Origin of the sequence: Micromonospora pisi (genome assembly GCF_003633685.1) — a bacterium.
GTDB classification, from domain to species: Bacteria; Actinomycetota; Actinomycetes; order Mycobacteriales; family Micromonosporaceae; genus Micromonospora_G; species Micromonospora_G pisi.
On the sequence record NZ_RBKT01000001.1, the window covers coordinates 5,296,439 to 5,313,006 of the forward strand.

Sequence of the window (16,568 nt, forward strand, 5' to 3'; positions counted from 1 at the left end):
GTCGCTCAGACATACCGGATCCTCGGGTCGAGGACGGCGTAGAGCACGTCCACCACGAGGTTGCAGATCAGGTAGACCACGACCAGGATGCTGACGATTCCGACCACCAGTGGGCCGTCCTCGGTGCGGATGCCACGGAAGAGGTTGAAGCCGATGCCGGGGATGTTGAACACGCCCTCGGTGATGATCGCGCCGCTCATCAGGTTGCCCAGCTCGACGCCGAGGAAGGTCACCACCGGGATGAGCGAGTTCCGCAGCACGTGCACGCCGACGATGCGCCGTCGCGCCAGGCCCTTCGACTTCGCGGTCCGTACGTAGTCCGAGCGCATGTTCTCGGCGACCGAGGTTCGGGTCAGTCGCAGCGCGGTGGCCAGGGAGAGCGAGCCGAGCACGATGCCGGGCAGCAGCAGGGCGTAGAAGGACGGCTGCGCCCCTGCGGTCGGCGGGAAGATCGAGAGCTTGACGCCGAGGAAGTACTGCGCCAGCGGGGCCAGCACGATGCTCGGGATACCGAGTACCAGCAGCGTGAGCAGCAGGGTCGAGTTGTCGAAGAAGCCGCCGCGCCGGATGCCGGCGATCACCCCGGCGGTGACGCCGAAGAGGATCGCGACGGCGATGGCGATCAGGGCCAGCTTCAGCGTGACCGGCCAGGCCGTCTCTATCATCTTGCCGATCGGGCGCTGCGTCAGGGACTGACCGAGGTCGCCGTGCAGCAGGTTGCCGATGTAGTCGAAGTAGCGGTAGAAGAAGCCGCCGACACCCTTTTTGTCGAGGTGGAAGGTCTCGGTCAGGTATGCCCGCTGGGCGGGAGTGACCGGCCGCTCGCCGGCAAGTGCCTGGATGGGGTCGCCCTGGCCGGCGAACATCAGCGCGTAGACGATCAGCGTGGTCCCGAAGAACGCCAGGACCATCTGAAGCAGGCGCCGCACAATATAGCGGAACATACCTTAGCTTTCTCTCCGAATATGGACGAAAGTCGTACGAAGCGGGCTGTTCGTCGTACGAAAGTATCCGGGCCTGGGCCCGGATGGTTCATTCGAGAGGGGGCACTTCGGCGCGCCCGGCGGAGGAAGTCCGGCGTCGGCGTTCTTGGGCGACGCCGGACTTCCTCCATCCATGGCCCGAGCCAACCGGGGGTTACCGGGGGGCACGAACCAGATTCGGGGGGTCAGCTCAGCTGACGGCCTCGATCTTGGTCAGGTTGACGACCTGGAACAGGTCCATCTCCACGTTCTTGACCTTGTTCGAGTAGCCGAAGTTGTTCTGACCGAAGCGCAGCGGGATGACCGGCATGTCGTTCGCCAGAATGTCCTCGGCTGCCTGGTACTTCTTGATCGCTTCCTCCGGGGTGGCCGCGGCCGACCCTTCCTTGACGAGCGCGTCGAACTGCGGGTTGCTGTAGCCGTAGTAGTTCGACGAACCGTTGGTGCTGTACAGCGGGCCGAGGTAGTCCTCCATGGACGGGTAGTCCATGACCCAGCCGAGCCGGAACATGCCGACCGGAGTCTTCTTCTCGACCTTGTCCAGCAGGTCGGCGAACTTCGGCTCGGCGGCGCCGACGCAGTCCACACCCAGGTTGGTCTTGAGCTGGTTGCAGGTGGCGTCCACCCAGTCCTTGTGCCCACCGTCACCGTTGTACGAGATCTCGATCTTCGCCGGACCGCCCGCGGCGGTGTAGTCCGCCTTGGCCTTGGTCGGGTTGAACTCGCAGGCGGCGCCGCAGGTGTTGTCCCGGTAACCGGACACGACCGGCGAGACGAACGAGCGGGCGGACTGCTGCGAGTCCTTGAAGACCGACTTGATGATCTCGTCGCGGTCGATCGCCATCGAGATCGCCTTGCGAACCTCGGGCTTGGCGAAGTTCGGGTCGAAGGTCGGGAACGCCACGAACTGGAACGACGACATCGGGCTCTGCTGGAAGCGGTCGCCGAGGTCGGTCGTCACGCTGGTCAGGTTCTCGGTCGGGATCGTCGGGAGGACGTCCAGGTTGTCCGAGATGACGTCCGCGTACGCGGCGGTCAGCTGCTGGTAGATCCGGAACTCGACGCCGGCCACCTTCGGCTTCTCACCGGCGAAGGCGTCGTACTTCTCGACCTCGATCTTGGCGTCGTGCTGCCAGGTGCCCTTCATCTTGAAGGGGCCATCGCCGATGATGGCGTCCTCGAAGCCGTCCTTGATCACTCCGGGGGAGGAGAAGGCGGCGTTCGGCAGCGGGTAGAACGCGTTGTACCCGAGCATCGACTTGAAGTCGGTGTACGGCGCCGAGAGGGTGACGGTGAAGGTCAGGTCGTCGACCTTCTTCAGCCCGGTCAGCGTGTTCGCCTTCGGGGTCGGGGCCTTCTGCGGGCCGTCGCCGTCCGGGTCGGTCGACTGAAGGTCGTCGTAGCCGGCGATCTTCTCGAAGAAGTACGCGGCGCCCTGGCCGTTCGGGGCATAGGCACCGTAGTTCCAGGCGTTGATGTAGCTGTCGGAGGTGACCTTCTCGCCGTTGTGGAAGGTGTAGCCGTCCTTGAGCTTGATCGTCCACAGGGTGTTGTCCGTGGACGTGATCGACTCGGCCTGGTCTTCGACCGGCTTGTTCTGTGCGTCGTACGTCACGAGCGGGGTGAACAGGCCAGCGAGGACCTGGTTGCCGGCCGTCTCGGTGGTGTTGGTCGGGATCAGGTGCTGCGGTTCGCCGATCTGGATCGACACCGTAGCGTTGGGGTTGCTGTCCCCGGAACCGCCATCGCCGCCGCTGCCACAGGCCGCGAGGCCCAGGGTTGCGACGAGCGGAACGGCGGCCCAGGCAGCGAGCCTACGGACCTGCATTGAGCCTCCTCATCTCCTCACGCTGGGCAGCCGTGTCTCGGGTACGAGTCACTCTGCGCAACGCTCGGCAAAGGTAGGCCGAGGCAGCACCCTAGTCCAAACCAGCAGATTACGACTGAATAACGGGTCGCTGAGAGTCTGCTTGCGGTGTAACGAGACTTCTGATAAAGAGGGCTTCGGGCCGCCGGGGGGATCGCTTGCAATATTTCAGCATATGCAGGCCCAAACTCCGCAATCGGCGGCGGTCATGGCGTGGGGTACGCCACCTGGGGTTTGTCCGGCTTGTGCCTGGTCGCACGCTCGTGCTGTGGACAACTCCACAACCCATTACCGGGCGTGACGAACAACACGGTTACGGAAAGTTACATCATCTTGGCTTCTGGGCTGCCTCACAGGAAAGGCGAGCTGCGTCCCGGAACAGAGACGCCCCGGTCCCCGGAACGGAGACATCCCGGCGCGGTGCCCCGGGGGCCGTCGGTCGGGCAGCCGGGTGTCCCCGAAGTCGACCGCCCCGCCGTGAGACGATCAGGTACGTGACGGCGACCCTCTTGGACGGCAAAGCAACCGCGGCAGAGATCAAAGACGAGCTACGGGTGCGGGTGAAGGGCCTCGCCGAGCGGGGTCTGGTCCCCGGCCTCGGCACCGTACTGGTGGGTGCGGATCCCGGCTCGCAGGCGTACGTCAACGGCAAGCACCGCGACTGCGCCGAGGTCGGCATCGCCTCGATCCGGCGTGAACTCCCGGCCGACGCCACCCAGGAGCAGGTGGACGAGGTCATCGCGGAACTCAACGCGGACCCGGCCTGCCACGGCTACATCGTCCAGCTGCCGCTGCCCCGGCACCTCGACACCCAGCGGGTCCTGGAGCTGATCGACCCGGACAAGGACGCCGACGGGCTGCACCCGGTCAACCTCGGCCGGCTGGTGCTGGGCTACGACGGACCGCTGCCCTGCACCCCGCGTGGCATCGTCGAGCTGCTGCGCCGGTACGACGTGCCGCTGCGTGGCGCCGAGGTCGCGGTGGTCGGACGCGGCAACACGGTGGGACGTCCGCTCGGCCTGCTGCTCACCCGTCGGAGCGAGAACGCGACCGTGACGCTCTGCCACACCGGCACCCTGGACCTCGCCAAGCACACGCGTAACGCCGACATCGTGATCGTGGCGGCCGGCGTACCGGGGCTGCTCACCGCGGACATGGTCCGGCCGGGGGCGACCGTGGTCGACGTCGGCATCACCCGGGTGATCGGACCGGACGGCAAGGGGCGCTACACCGGGGACATCGCGGCCGAGGTGGCCGAGGTGGCCGGTGCGATGGTCCCGATGCCCGGCGGCGTCGGGCCGATGACCCGCGCCATGCTGCTCACCAACGTGGTCGAGCGGGCTGAACTCGGCTGACCCGGGTACCCGGTGCGGGTGGTCGGCGGACCGCCGCGCCGGCCGTCCGGGCCGCCGCCTGACCGGTCGACCAGGGATGACCAGATCGGTCAACCGGGGATGATCTGGCAATTCAGCCCCTGGCCGGACCGGTGGTCCGTTGGCTGATACGGTCCGGAAAAGAACCCGTCGGTAACAGAGAGTGGGACGACCATGGGCAAAAAGGTCACCGTCGTCGGCGCCGGCTTCTACGGCTCAACGACCGCGCAGCGCCTGGCTGAGTACGACGTCTTCGACACGGTCGTGATCACCGACATCATCGAAGGCAAGCCCGAGGGGCTCGCGCTGGACATCAACCAGTCGCGGCCGATCGAGGGCTTCGAGACCAAGGTGGTCGGCGTGACCACCGGGCCGAACGGCGAGGGCTACGAGGCCATCGAGGGCTCGGACGTGGTGGTCATCACCGCCGGCCTGCCGCGCAAGCCGGGCATGAGCCGGATGGACCTGCTCGCCACCAACGCCAAGATCGTCCGCGTGGTGTCGGAGAACGTCGCGAAGTACGCCCCGAACGCGGTTGTCATCGTCGTCTCGAACCCGCTCGACGAGATGACCGCGATGGCCCAGCTCGCCACCCAGTTCCCGAAGCAGCGGGTGCTCGGCCAGGCCGGCATGCTGGACACCGCCCGGTTCACCACGTTCGTCGCCGAGGAGCTCGGCGTACCGGTGGCCTCGGTGAAGACCCTCACCCTCGGCTCGCACGGCGACACCATGGTGCCGGTGCCGTCGCGCAGCACGGTGAACGGCAAGCCGCTGCGTGAGGTGCTTCCGGACGCCAAGATCGAGGAGCTGGTGGTCCGGACCCGCAACGGCGGCGCCGAGGTGGTCGCGCTGCTGAAGACCGGATCGGCGTACTACGCCCCGTCCGCCGCCGCCGCCAAGATGGCGAAGGCCGTCGCGACCGACTCCGGCGAGATCATGCCGGTCTGCGCCTGGGTCGACGGCGACTACGGCATCTCCGGCGTCTACCTGGGGGTCGAGGCCGAGCTCGGTGCCGAGGGCGTGCGCCGGGTCGTCACCACCGACCTCGACGCGGACGAGCTGGCCAGCCTCAAGGAGGCGGCCGAGGCGGTCCGCGCCAAGCAGGGCGACATCGCCAGCCTCTGATCCATTCTCACGTGGGTGGTGTCCGGCCGCGCCGGGCACCACCCACGTTGCTGTCCGCCCGATCCCGGTGAATGGCCGGGAACCGGTACGTGACGGGCCGGGCGCGCGACATCGGGCGGAGCCAGTACGCTCGTACTGCTTGAGCATGTGTCCCCCGAGAGGAGCGCCCGGCCGATGGCGAAGATCAAGGTGACCAACCCGGTCGTCGAGCTCGACGGCGACGAGATGACCCGGATCATCTGGAAGCAGATCCGGGAGCAGCTGATCCTGCCCTACCTCGACGTCGACCTGCACTACTACGACCTGTCGATCCAGTACCGCGACGAGACCGACGACCAGGTGACCGTCGACGCCGCCAACGCCATCAAGACCCACGGTGTCGGCGTGAAGTGCGCGACCATCACCCCGGACGAGGCCCGGGTCGAGGAGTTCGGCCTCAAGAAGATGTGGCGTTCGCCGAACGGCACCATCCGCAACATCCTCGGCGGCGTGGTCTTCCGCGAGCCGATCATCATGTCGAACGTGCCGCGGCTGGTGCCGGGCTGGACCAAGCCGATCATCATCGGCCGGCACGCCCACGGTGACCAGTACAAGGCGACCGACTTCGTGGTCCCCGGACCGGGCACGGTGACCATCACCTACACCCCGGCCGACGGCAGCGCGCCGGTCGAGATGGAGGTCGCCAACTTCCCCGGCGGCGGCATCGCGATGGGCATGTACAACTTCGACGAGTCGATCCGTGACTTCGCCCGCGCCTCGTTGCGGTACGGCCTGGACCGGAACTACCCGGTCTACCTGTCGACCAAGAACACGATCCTGAAGGCGTACGACGGCCGGTTCAAGGACATCTTCGCCGAGGTGTTCGAGACCGAGTTCAAGGCCGAGTTCGATGCCGCCGGCATCACCTACGAGCACCGGCTGATCGACGACATGGTCGCCGCCGCGCTGAAGTGGGAGGGCGGCTTCGTCTGGGCCGCCAAGAACTACGACGGTGACGTGCAGTCCGACACCGTCGCGCAGGGCTTCGGCTCGCTGGGCCTGATGACCTCGGTGCTGATGACCCCGGACGGCCGTACGGTCGAGGCCGAGGCGGCGCACGGCACGGTCACCCGGCACTACCGGCAGTGGCAGAAGGGCGAGAAGACCTCGACGAACCCGATCGCGTCGATCTTCGCCTGGACCCGGGGCCTGGCCCACCGGGGCAAGCTCGACGGCACCCCGGCGGTCACCGAGTTCGCCGAGAAGCTGGAGCGGGTCTGCGTGGAGACGGTCGAGGGCGGTCAGATGACCAAGGACCTCGCGCTGCTGATCTCGCGGGACGCGCCGTGGCTGAGCACGGACGAGTTCATGGCCGCGCTCGACGAGAACCTGGCGAAGAAGCTCGGCGCCTGAGTCGAGAACGCCTGAAAGAGCCCGCCGGTGTGCTGCCGGCGGGCTCTTCGCGTACCCGGGGGTCCGGGAATCGTGGCGTCCGGGCGGTGCCATATCGACGTACCGCAAGATCGATTTTGGTGGGCCGTTACCGGCCTCGGGCCGCGCTCGTTGACCAGGGTGGACGTGATGCCAGTCGCGTCCAGGAAGACCAGCCGCTCGAGGTCGCCACAGGCGCCGTTCGGGCCGTCTTCCCGGCTGTTGCGCACAGCCAGCCGTCCCTTCCCTGCGGGGGGCCCTGTCCCGGGCCCCCCGCACCCTTTCCCCACAAATCCACCGGCTTGTTGCCGGCCGCCCTAGCGTTACCGCTACCGGCCGGCCTGGCGCAGCCGCTCCGCCGCCTGCTCCGGCCGGATGTCGTTGATGAAGGCGCCCATCGCCGACTCCGAACCGGCCAGGTACTTCAACTTGTCCGCCGCCCGCCGGATGCTGAACAACTGCAGGTGCAGGTGGCTCACGTCCCGGCCCTCGTGCACCGGCGCCTGCTGCCAGGCCGCGATGTACGGCATCGGCAGGTCGAAGAGCCGGTCGAACCGGCCCAGTACGTCCAGGTAGAGCGGCCCGAAGGCGGCCCGCTCCGCATCGTTGAGCGCGGGGATGTCCGGCACCGCCCGGTGCGGTGCCACGTGCACCTCGAACGGCCAGCGCGCGGCGGCCGGCACGTACGCCGTCCAGTGCTCGTTCGACACCACCACCCGGTCCCCGGCGGCCCGCTCGGCGGCGAGTACGTCGGCGTACAGGTTGCGCCCACCGGTCCGCTCGGCGTGCCGGCGGGCCGCACCGAGCAGTGCCCGGGTCCGGGGCGGCAGGAACGGGTATGCGTAGATCTGGCCGTGCGGGTGCTGGAGGGTGACCCCGATCTCCACGCCCCGGTTCTCGAACGGGAAGACCTGTTCGACTCCGGGGAGCTGGCCCAGGGCCGTGGTCCGGTCGGCCAGCGCGTCGACGACGGTACGGACCCGTTCCGGCGACAGGCTGGCGAACGAGGCGTTGTGGTCGGAGGTGAAGCAGACCACCTCGCACCGCCCGACGCCCGGCCGGGTGGGGGTGAACGGGGTCAGCTCACCGGCCGGTTCGCCCTCCCGGTAGCTCAGTGACGGGAACCGGTTCTCGAAGACCGCCACGTCGTAGTCGTGCGCCGGGATCTCGCTGAAGTGGGTCGCGGTGGAGGCGCAGAGCGGGCAGTCCGCGGTGCTGGGCATGAAGATCCGGGTCTGCCGGTGCGCCGCGACCGCCACCCACTCGTCGACCAGCGGGTCGTAGCGCAGTTGCGAGGCGGGCGGCGGTGGGGGCAGGTCACGCCGGTCCGGCTCGCTCCGGTCCGCGTTCTCGTGCTCGTCGAAGTAGATCAGCTCACGCCCGTCGGCCAACTTGATCTCGGTACGCCTCATGCCACGACCACCAGTTCCGTTACGTGTTCCCGGATCGTCGCCCGGGTTGGTTCGGGCAGGCCTTCGTCGGTCACCACGGTGTGTGCCGCGCCCAGCTCCGCCATCGAGGAAATTCCGACCGTGCCCCACTTGGTGTGGTCGGCGAGCACCACCAGCCGCTCCGCCGCCGCGATCAGGGCCCGGTTTGTCTCCGCCTCCATCAGGTTCGGCGTGGTGTAGCCGGCCCGGAGGCTCATCCCGTGCACGCCGAGGAAGACCAGGTCGAGGTGGAGCGTGCGGATCGCACCGACCGCGACCGGTCCGACCAACGCGTCCGACGGGGTGCGTATCCCGCCGGTGAGCACCACCGTCTGGTCCGGCCGGCCGGCCCGGTGGAAGATCTCGGCGACCGGGATGGAGTTGGTCACCACGGTCAGTCCGGCGGTGTCCACCAGCCGGTGGGCCAGGGCGGCGGTGGTGGTGCCGGCGGAGAGGGCCACCGCCATGCCGGGCAGGACCAGGTGCGCGGCGCGGGCGGCGATGGCCGCCTTCTCGGAGAGCTGGCGGGCCGACTTGGCCGCGAAGCCCGGTTCGTCGGTGGAGCCGGTCTCGGCGACGGTCGCGCCGCCGTGCACCTTGGCCAGCAGGCCCCGCTCGGCCAGAAGATCCAGATCGCGCCGGATGGTCATGTCGGAGACGCCGAACTCGCCGGCCAGGTCGCTCACCCGGATTCCACCGGTGAGCCGCACCCGGTCCACGATCGCCGCCTGCCGCTGCTGGGCGAGCATCGACCGATCCCTGCCCACGTCGCCGCCAGCCACCGCTGCCCCCAACTAAGTCGCACGCAATCCAACAGATCTGAACATTAGCGCGCGTCGACCGGCGTTGCCTCCCAGGGTGCCGGCGGAGCAACACCGAGAACGTCGCAGACGTATCAGGACGTCCTCGGGGACGCCGACCAGGCACCTGAAATTCCTGCTAGATGCCGGCTGGCCAAGGGCAGACATAGACCGTCCTTCTCCCTATCGTCCTAAACATCAGCACGTCTCGAACGGAGGTCTGGTCGTGAACGAAGCGCTGCGGGTGGCGATGGCGGAGCGGGGGCTGAGCTGCGAAGCGCTGGCTGAGAAAGTCGGCGTCGACGTGAAGACGGTGGGACGTTGGCTCTCGCCGGGGCGGATTCCGCACGGCCGGCACCGCATCGCGGCGGCCGAGATCCTCCGTCGGGAGATCGTCGACCTCTGGCCGGACCCGGGGCGGCGGCGGGACGTGCCCTGGTTCCGGCCGTGGCGCGAGGCGGAAGCGGCGGCGGACTCGCTCCGGTGGTTCGAACCCAGCGTCATCCCGGGCCTGCTCCAGACCGAGGCGTACGCCCGCGCGGTGCTGGCCAGCGGCCCGATCGCCGTCGAGGACGTGGAGCGGTTCGTCAAGGTGCGACTGGAGCGACAGAAGGCGGTGTTCGAGCGGCCCCGACCGCCACTCGCCGTCTTTGTCATCGACGAGGCGGCCTTGCGGCGCGGTGACCCCGAGCTGATGGACGAACAGCTCGACCACCTGGTCGAGATGGCCAGCCGACCGAACGTGTTCGTGCACGTCATCCCGTTCAGCGCCGGGCTCTATGCCGGGCAGGCCGGACCGTTTGTCATCGCCAGCATCGAGGGCTCCCGTGACGTGTCATACCTGGACAACCAGCTCGCCGGACAGCTCGCGGTCGATACGAGGGAGCTGGCCGAGCTGCTGCGGGTCTGGGATGCTGTCCGTGGGCACGCGCTGCCCCGTGACCAATCGATCGAGTTGATGAAGGCCAGACCATGGATGAAGCGATGATCAGCCCGCGTTGGCGCACCAGCACGCGCAGCAGCTCGAACGGCGGTGCGTGCGTGGAGGTCGCCGACAACCTGCCCGGCCGGGTACTGGTCCGGGACACCAAGGACCGCGACGGCGGCACATTGACCTTCGGCCCGGACGCCTGGCACGCCTTCGTGGAGCTGGCAAAGCGCCACTGACCCCTGCCACGTCACGCCCCCGTACCGTCCCGGCAGACGGCACGGGGGCGTTGCCGTCTGCCGATGCCTCGCCCGATCCCCAGGTCAGGCGGGCTGGAGGCGGGGCTCCAGCCAGCCGGTGTCGATCAGGTGCGCCAGCACCGTCTGGATCGCCTCCTCGACCGTCGACTGGCTGGTGTCCAGCACCAGGTCGGCGTCGGTCGGCTCCTCGTACGGGTCGTCGATCCCGGTCATCCCGACAATCTGGCCGGCCCGGGCCCGCGCGTACAGGCCCTTGCGGTCCCGCTGCTCGCAGACCTCCAGCGGAGTCGCCACGTGGATCAGCAGGAAACCCGCACCGGCCGCCTGGGCCATCTTCCGGGCGGTCGCCCGCGCCTGGGCGTACGGCGCGATCGGGCAGCAGAGCGCCAGGCCGCGGTGCCGTGCCACCTCCGCCGCGACCCAACCGATCCGGCGTACGTTCAGATCCCGGTCGGCCTTGCCGAAACCGAGCCCGGCGGAGAGCTCCCGGCGCACCACGTCCCCGTCGAGCAGGGTGACCGTCCGGTCTCCGCTCTCCCGGAGCACGTCGGCCAGCCCACGCGCGACCGTCGACTTGCCGGAACCGGACAGACCGGTGAAGAAAACCACCACCCCGCGATGCCGACGGGGCGGCCGGGCCCGTGCCAGCTCACGGGCGACCGCCGGGGGCGTGTGCCACTCGGGCAGCGGGAAGCCCCGGTCCAGCAGGTCGTCGATCTCCTCCGGGCGCAGCGCCAGCCGCCGGTTGCGCGGCGGGATGTCGTCCCGCCACCGCCACTGCCCGTCCCGGTTGTCGTAGGCCAGCTCACGCGGGACCAGCACCCGCAGGCCGGGGCCGGAAAGCATCTCACCGGTGGAGAGGAGATGGGTCACGCCGTACGCGGCGGCGACCCGGGCGCGCAGCAACGCGTCCCGGATCTCGTCCCCCCGCCCGGCCATCGGAATGGCGACCAGGGTCGCCGGTGGCATCCGGTCACGGGCCGCGAAGACGCTCCGGACCAGCACCTCCGGCGGCAGACCGTCCGGATTCGCCTCGGTGACCGGGATCAGGATGAGCAGGTGCGCGGCGAGGGTCCGGGCCGCGTGCGCGATCTGCGCCAACTGCGGGCGGTGCAACGGCCGGTCGGTGATCACACCCAGCACCCGGCCGGGCGGCAGCAGTTCGCGTACCTCGGTGGGAGAGCGGCGCAGCCGCTGGAACGGCCCGTGCCCGCCGTCACCGAGCGGGCGGACCCCGCCGCCGACGCCGTACATGCCGTCACGGGTGGGCCAGAGGTCGGTCGCCTCCAGCAACGCCACCGGGGCGTCCTCCAGATCGGTGAGGACCAGGGCGCGCTGCAACGGGTTGGCGAGATCCAGCCCCTCGGCCACCCTCGCCGGCACGGTGAGGGTGACCGGAACCGGCCACGGGGTGCCGTCGACGAGCCGGCCCCGACGGGCCAGCGCGGCCAGGTCGGCCCGGCCCAGGAAGCCGCTCAGCGGCGCGTACGCCCCGCTGAGCAGCAGTTCGAGATCGGCCAGTTCGTGCGGGCGCGGCGTGTACGCCGGCGCGTCCCGCAGCACCTCATCGGGTAGCACCCAACCGTTGCTCATCGCACCCCCAACTGCCCGACCGGCACACAGTTTCTCAGTCGACCGTCGATCGGTCGAGAGTGCCACCCCTCTCGACGTCCAGAAATGATCGACAATTCGACGCCGGGCGGCCATTCGACCCGGCGTGGGACGCCCCCTAGTGGCCCGGACAGCGTTATCCCAGGGAAGGTCCAGGGTGTTCCGGGGACCCCCGAGCTGGCGTTCGGGCCTACGCTGAGCCGCGTGACACTGATCGCGACCCAGTCGCTCACCAAAACGTACGGCAATGGGGTGAAAGCCCTTGCCGATCTCACCGTGACGGTCGAGCCGGGCATCATCGGTCTGGTCGGCGCCAACGGTGCCGGCAAGTCGACCTTCATCAAGATCCTGCTCGGTCTGCTCGCACCGACGGCCGGTCAGGTCCAGGTGCTCGGCCTCGATCCCACGGTGGAGAGCCACGCGATCCGGGCCCGGGTCGGCTACATGCCCGAACACGACTCGCTCCCGCCCGACCTGTCGGCGGCCGAGTTCGTCACCCACCTGGGGCGGATCAGCGGCCTGCCGCGTACGGTCGCCCGCGAGCGGGCCTCGGAGGCACTGCGCCACGTCGGCCTCTACGAGGAGCGGTACCGGCAGATCGGCGGCTACTCCACCGGCATGAAGCAGCGGGTCAAGCTCGCCCAGGCGCTGGTCCACGACCCCGACCTGCTGCTGCTGGACGAACCGACAAACGGTCTCGATCCGGCCGGCCGGGACGCGATGCTCGGCCTGGTCCAGCGGATCGGCACCGAGTTCGGCATCTCGGTGCTGGTCTGCTCGCACCTGCTCGGCGAGGTCGAGCGGATCTGCGACTCGCTGGTCGCGATCGACGGTGGGCACCTGCTCCGCTCGGACAACATCACCGCGATGACCACGGCGATCGACGTACTCGCGGTCGAGGTGAGCGAGGGGACCGAACTGCTCGCCGCCCGGCTCGCCGAACTCGACCTGCCGGTCCGCCACGAGGACCGGATGCTCCTGGTCCGGCTCGACGACGACCGCACGTACGACCTGATCCTGACCGCGGTCGCCGAACTGGACCTGCCGCTGCACCGGCTCGACCAGCGCCGGCACCGCGTCTCCGAGCTGTTCGCCACCCGGGAGACGACCAATGCCCACGCCTGAACCGAGAACCGCCCCCGGCGGGGTCATCCACGACATCGGCTACCAGCGGTACGAGGGGCCACGGCTCGGCCGGCGGCACATCTTCGGCGCGCTCTACCTGCACAGCCTCCGTACCGCCTTCGGGCTCGGGCGCAGCGCCAAGGCGAAGATCTTCCCGCTGCTCATCATGAGCGTCATCGGGGTGGTCGCCGTGGTGCTCACCGCGATCCGGGTGCAGACCGGGCAGGCCCCGGTCAGCTACGCGCAGTTCCCCGAGACGCTCACCATCCTGATCGTCTTCTTCTGCGCGGCGGTCTCCCCGGAACTGGTCAGCCGGGACCTGCAGAACGGTGTGCTGCCGCTCTACTTCGCCCGACCGCTGGAACGCACGGACTACGCGCTCGCCAAGCTGGGCGCGTTGGTCACCGCGACCTTCCTGCTGCTGGCCGTGCCGCTCACGGTGATGTTCGCCGGGGCCGCCTTCTCCGCCGCCAACCTCTCCGGGGTGTGGCGGGAGTTCGGCGACTACCTGCCCGCGTTGCTCTACGCGGGGCTGCACGCGGTGGTCTTCTCCTCGGTGGCGGTGCTGGTCGCCTCCCTGGTCAAGCGCCGGGCGGTGGCCGCCGCGGCGGTGGTCGCGGCCTTCCTGGTGACCACTCCGGTGCAGGGTGTGCTGCTGGTGCTGCCGTACCAGACCACCTCCGAGCTCTCCGGCCTGGTCAACCCGGCCAGTCTGGTCGCCGGGGTCGGCGACTGGCTCTTCGAGAAGTCGAACGTGCTCGGCATCGGCGGATTCGGCCCGCTCTACGGTCTGGTCACCGTCGCCCTGGTCGCCGGCTGTGTCGCCCTGCTCTTCGCCCGCTACCGGAAGGTTGCCCGCTCATGACCAACGTGGAGCTGAGCGGGGTCTCCCGCTGGTACGGCAACGTGGTCGCCGTCAACGACGTCAGCATGACCCTCGGCGCCGGGGTGACCGGCCTGCTCGGCCCGAACGGCGCCGGCAAGACCACCCTGCTGCACATGATGGCCGGCTTCCTCGCCCCGTCGCGCGGAGCGGTCACCCTCGGCGGCGAGCCGACCTGGCGCAATCCCGGGGTGTACCGGCGGTTGGGGCTGGTCAGTGAGCGCGAGGCGGTGCACGGTTTCCTCACCGCGTACGAGTTCGTGCTCGCCAGCGCCCGGCTGCACCGCCTGCCGGACGCGGAGGCGGCGGCCCGCCGGGCGATCGAACTGGTGGAGATGACCGACGCCCAGGACCGGCGGATCAGCACCTACTCGAAGGGCATGCGGCAACGTACCCGGGTCGCGGCGGCGCTGGTGCACTCGCCGGAGGTGCTGCTGCTGGACGAGCCGTTCAACGGAATGGACCCGCGCCAGCGGATGCACATGATGCGACTGCTGCACTCGCTCGGCGCGGACGGGCACACCATCCTGTTCAGCTCGCACATCCTGGAGGAGGTCGAGGAGGTCTCCGGCACCGTGCAGGTGATCGTCTCCGGTCGACTGGCCGCCTCCGGCGACTTCCGGACGATCCGGCGGCTGATGACGAACCGCCCGCACGTCTTCACCGTCCAGTCCAGCGACGACCGCCGGCTCGCGGTCGAGCTGATCGGCCAGCCCTCGGTCACCGGCGTCGAGCTGGACAAGGAGGGGCTGACCGTACGCGCTGGCGACTACGGCAGTTTCACCCGCGCGCTGCCCAAGATCGCGCTCGGGTCGGGCATCCGGGTCCGCCGGCTGCTCCCCTCGGACGAATCCCTGGAGAGTGTCTTCTCCTACCTGGTGGAGGCCTGACATGTCGACAATCTCCTGGATCACCACCCGGGGCCTCTTCGGTCGCCGCAGATTCCTGCTGCTGGTGCCCCTGCCGATGCTGCTGGTGCTGCTGGCCGGCTTCTCCCGGGGGCTGGGCGCAGACGTCCACGAGTGGGCCCCGGTGGTGCTGGTCGGCCTCGGCCTGGCCGTCGTACTGCCGGTGATCTCGCTGATCGTCGGGACCGGTGTGCTCGGCAGCGAGATCGACGACGGCACGATCGTGCACATCCTCACCAAGCCGCTGCCCCGGTGGCAGATCGTGCTGCCGAAGCTGGCCGTCGCGGCCGGGGTGAGCGCGCTGACCGTCGCGATCCCGCTCTACGTCGTCGGGGTGCTCGCCGACTCCGTACGTCTGGGGTTGGCCCTGGCGGCGGCGAGCGCGGTCGGCGCGCTGGCGTACTCGGCGGTGTTCGTGGCGCTGAGCCTGGTCACCCGACGTCCGGTCCTGCTCGGCCTGGTCTACGTGCTGATCTGGGAGGGGCTGCTGGGCAACTTCGTCGGCGGCACCCGGAACGTCTCGATCCAGCAGTACGTGATCACCCTGGCCGATCGGATCGCCCCCACCGACCTGCTGAACAGTCAGGTCTCCCTGCCGGTCTCGATCATCATGAGCGTCGTGTTCACGGGCGGTTGCACGCTCCTCGCCATCGACCGCCTCCGTTCCTTCAGCGTCGCTGGCGAAACCAGCTGAGGATAAGGAAGGGCCCCTTATTAACGCTATGCGTTAATAAGGGGCCCTTCCTTATCGGCGGCGCCATGGGCGGATGCCTCGGCCCCGGATCGCGGTGGCGGCGAGGAGCAGGAGCAGGCCCGCCACGGACCAGAGCGCGAGCGTCAGGGCCGGCTGGGCGGTCGCGTCCGGGCCGAAGTAGACCACCGCCTTGACCAGGTCGGTGCCGAGCCCGGGGATGTTCCACAGGTGCATGTCCCGGAAGAAGTCCGGCAGGAACTCCGGCGCGGCGATCCCGCCCGAACCCGGATTTCCGAGCACCACCAACAGCAGGATGATCAGTCCGGTGCCGAGCAGGCCGAGCCAGCCCTGAGCCGCGGCGGCGGCCATCGAGGCGGCGAACGCGACAAGCGCACACGCGCCGACCAGGCTCGCGAACCGGGTGTGCCAGACGTCCAGGCCGGGTCCGGTGACCAGCGCGCCGGCCAGCCCGAGCAGGCCGGAATGGAGCGCCAGCCCGCCGACGCGGGCGCCGGCCCGGGCGAACGTACGCGGGGTGGTGCCGACGCGGATGCCGAGCACGGTCGAGCCGAGGTAGCCGCCGAGCACCAACCCGACCGCGAGGTAGAACGGGACCAGACCGCGTGGATCGGTGGGGGCGATCGGCACCGAGTCGCTGACCGTCAGCGGGGCCTGCCCCCGTTCCGCCGCCACCTGCACCATCTGGGTGATCACCTGGATTGCCGCCGGGCCGGCGGCGCTCGCTGTGACCAGGGTCAGTCCGGGCTTGCCGCCGGTGCTGGACGAGGCGAGTACGGCGTACACGTCGCGGCCGGCGAGGGCGTCGTCGGCGGCCGCGCGGTCGGCGTACTCGACGGGCTTGAGGGCCCTGTCCCGCTCGCGTACGGCAGCCAGCAGCGTCCGCGCCGGTTGGTCACTCCGGACCACCGCGACCGGTACGTCCTTCGGCGTCGGCTGGTGCAGCGCTCCCGCGTACGCGGCGATGAAGGCGGTGGCGATCACCAGGGTGCCGAAGAGCAGCACGGCACCACGGATCAGCGACCGCCGCCACGAGTCCGGGTCCGCGGGCTCGCCCCGGTGCCCCACCCTGCTGCTCCCGCGCGCCCCTGCCCCGTCAGCCACCTGGTCAGCGTATGAAAGGGATCTTCGCTCTGAGGTGTTTTCGCAGTTC

15 protein-coding genes are annotated in these 16,568 nt (G+C 69.4%); 9 read left to right on the forward strand and 6 right to left on the reverse strand.

The genetic code is table 11. From position 1 onward, the window contains the following. Positions 1–5 precede the first annotated feature (5 nt). Positions 6–944 carry an ABC transporter permease gene (locus tag BDK92_RS22675; RefSeq protein ID WP_121158515.1) on the reverse strand — a complete coding sequence of 313 codons (939 nt, stop codon included), beginning with the start codon at positions 942–944 and terminating at the stop codon, positions 6–8. Positions 945–1,173: 229 nt separating this feature from the next. Continuing rightward, on the reverse strand, positions 1,174–2,811 hold the full coding sequence (locus BDK92_RS22680; RefSeq protein ID WP_121158516.1) for a peptide ABC transporter substrate-binding protein: 1,638 nt from the start codon (positions 2,809–2,811) through the stop codon (positions 1,174–1,176). Positions 2,812–3,344: 533 nt separating this feature from the next. Here BDK92_RS22680 and BDK92_RS22685 point away from each other — a divergent pair. From BDK92_RS22685 to BDK92_RS22695, 3 genes are all read left to right on the forward strand, one after another. Continuing rightward, entirely contained in the window at positions 3,345–4,205 is an 861-nt protein-coding gene (locus BDK92_RS22685) for a bifunctional methylenetetrahydrofolate dehydrogenase/methenyltetrahydrofolate cyclohydrolase (protein ID WP_121158517.1), read from the forward strand. 192 nt (positions 4,206–4,397) lie between these two features. Further along, positions 4,398–5,348, forward strand: coding sequence for a malate dehydrogenase (gene mdh, locus BDK92_RS22690; protein WP_121158518.1), 951 nt, complete (start codon positions 4,398–4,400; stop codon positions 5,346–5,348). A 174-nt stretch (positions 5,349–5,522) separates the two neighbouring features. Beyond that, positions 5,523–6,740, forward strand: a complete 1,218-nt coding sequence (locus tag BDK92_RS22695) for an NADP-dependent isocitrate dehydrogenase (RefSeq protein WP_121158519.1) — start codon at positions 5,523–5,525, stop codon at positions 6,738–6,740. A gap of 347 nt (positions 6,741–7,087) precedes the next feature. Here BDK92_RS22695 and galT read toward each other — a convergent pair whose 3' ends face one another. Together galT and BDK92_RS22705 are read right to left on the reverse strand one after the other, a co-directional pair. Then, positions 7,088–8,170, reverse strand: a complete 1,083-nt coding sequence (gene galT, locus BDK92_RS22700) for a galactose-1-phosphate uridylyltransferase (RefSeq protein WP_121158520.1) — start codon at positions 8,168–8,170, stop codon at positions 7,088–7,090. Continuing rightward, positions 8,167–8,937 carry a DeoR/GlpR family DNA-binding transcription regulator gene (locus BDK92_RS22705; protein WP_121158521.1) on the reverse strand — a complete coding sequence of 257 codons (771 nt, stop codon included), beginning with the start codon at positions 8,935–8,937 and terminating at the stop codon, positions 8,167–8,169. Before BDK92_RS22705 ends, galT begins: the two co-directional genes overlap by 4 nt. A 277-nt stretch (positions 8,938–9,214) precedes the next feature. Between BDK92_RS22705 and BDK92_RS22710 the strand changes: the two genes are divergently transcribed. Together BDK92_RS22710 and BDK92_RS22715 are read left to right on the forward strand one after the other, a co-directional pair. After that, complete coding sequence (locus tag BDK92_RS22710; protein WP_121158522.1) at positions 9,215–9,976, forward strand: helix-turn-helix domain-containing protein; 762 nt, start codon at positions 9,215–9,217, stop codon at positions 9,974–9,976. Then, positions 9,973–10,155, forward strand: coding sequence for a DUF397 domain-containing protein (locus BDK92_RS22715; protein ID WP_121158523.1), 183 nt, complete (start codon positions 9,973–9,975; stop codon positions 10,153–10,155). The genes BDK92_RS22710 and BDK92_RS22715 overlap by 4 nt, the downstream gene beginning before the upstream one ends. Before the next feature lie 84 nt (positions 10,156–10,239). On the opposite strand, the gene cysC is transcribed toward BDK92_RS22715, so the two are convergent. Beyond that, positions 10,240–11,769, reverse strand: coding sequence for an adenylyl-sulfate kinase (gene cysC, locus BDK92_RS22720; RefSeq protein WP_121158524.1), 1,530 nt, complete (start codon positions 11,767–11,769; stop codon positions 10,240–10,242). Positions 11,770–11,991: 222 nt separating this feature from the next. Between cysC and BDK92_RS22725 the strand changes: the two genes are divergently transcribed. Genes BDK92_RS22725 through BDK92_RS22740 form a run of 4 tightly spaced genes read left to right on the forward strand, consistent with a single transcriptional unit; the run spans position 11,992 to position 15,397 of the window. Next, entirely contained in the window at positions 11,992–12,912 is a 921-nt protein-coding gene (locus BDK92_RS22725; RefSeq protein ID WP_121158525.1) for an ABC transporter ATP-binding protein, read from the forward strand. After that, a complete protein-coding gene (locus BDK92_RS22730; protein WP_121158526.1) occupies positions 12,899–13,777 on the forward strand; it encodes an ABC transporter permease subunit in 879 nt (292 codons plus the stop codon). The genes BDK92_RS22725 and BDK92_RS22730 overlap by 14 nt, the downstream gene beginning before the upstream one ends. Then, a complete protein-coding gene (locus tag BDK92_RS22735) occupies positions 13,774–14,685 on the forward strand; it encodes an ABC transporter ATP-binding protein (protein ID WP_121158527.1) in 912 nt (303 codons plus the stop codon). Before BDK92_RS22730 ends, BDK92_RS22735 begins: the two co-directional genes overlap by 4 nt. Before the next feature lies 1 nt (position 14,686). Then, the gene (locus BDK92_RS22740; protein ID WP_121158528.1) at positions 14,687–15,397 is read left to right on the forward strand and encodes an ABC transporter permease; all 711 of its coding nucleotides are present in this window, start codon (positions 14,687–14,689) and stop codon (positions 15,395–15,397) included. A 51-nt stretch (positions 15,398–15,448) separates the two neighbouring features. Here BDK92_RS22740 and BDK92_RS22745 read toward each other — a convergent pair whose 3' ends face one another. Beyond that, positions 15,449–16,519, reverse strand: a complete 1,071-nt coding sequence (locus BDK92_RS22745; protein ID WP_246017194.1) for a YhgE/Pip domain-containing protein — start codon at positions 16,517–16,519, stop codon at positions 15,449–15,451. Positions 16,520–16,568: the final 49 nt, after the last annotated feature.

What these genes read in the sequence shown, in the direction of transcription:
- galT (WP_121158520.1), bottom strand. Translation starts at nt 8,170, where the DNA reads ATGAGGCGTACCGAGATCAAGTTGGCCGACGGGCGTGAGCTGATCTAC.
- BDK92_RS22715 (WP_121158523.1), top strand. Translation starts at nt 9,973, where the DNA reads ATGATCAGCCCGCGTTGGCGCACCAGCACGCGCAGCAGCTCGAACGGC.
- BDK92_RS22675 (WP_121158515.1), bottom strand. Translation starts at nt 944, where the DNA reads ATGTTCCGCTATATTGTGCGGCGCCTGCTTCAGATGGTCCTGGCGTTC.
- BDK92_RS22730 (WP_121158526.1), top strand. Translation starts at nt 12,899, where the DNA reads ATGCCCACGCCTGAACCGAGAACCGCCCCCGGCGGGGTCATCCACGAC.
- BDK92_RS22740 (WP_121158528.1), top strand. Translation starts at nt 14,687, where the DNA reads ATGTCGACAATCTCCTGGATCACCACCCGGGGCCTCTTCGGTCGCCGC.
- cysC (WP_121158524.1), bottom strand. Translation starts at nt 11,769, where the DNA reads ATGAGCAACGGTTGGGTGCTACCCGATGAGGTGCTGCGGGACGCGCCG.
- BDK92_RS22680 (WP_121158516.1), bottom strand. Translation starts at nt 2,811, where the DNA reads ATGCAGGTCCGTAGGCTCGCTGCCTGGGCCGCCGTTCCGCTCGTCGCA.
- BDK92_RS22695 (WP_121158519.1), top strand. Translation starts at nt 5,523, where the DNA reads ATGGCGAAGATCAAGGTGACCAACCCGGTCGTCGAGCTCGACGGCGAC.
- BDK92_RS22705 (WP_121158521.1), bottom strand. Translation starts at nt 8,937, where the DNA reads ATGCTCGCCCAGCAGCGGCAGGCGGCGATCGTGGACCGGGTGCGGCTC.
- mdh (WP_121158518.1), top strand. Translation starts at nt 4,398, where the DNA reads ATGGGCAAAAAGGTCACCGTCGTCGGCGCCGGCTTCTACGGCTCAACG.
- BDK92_RS22735 (WP_121158527.1), top strand. Translation starts at nt 13,774, where the DNA reads ATGACCAACGTGGAGCTGAGCGGGGTCTCCCGCTGGTACGGCAACGTG.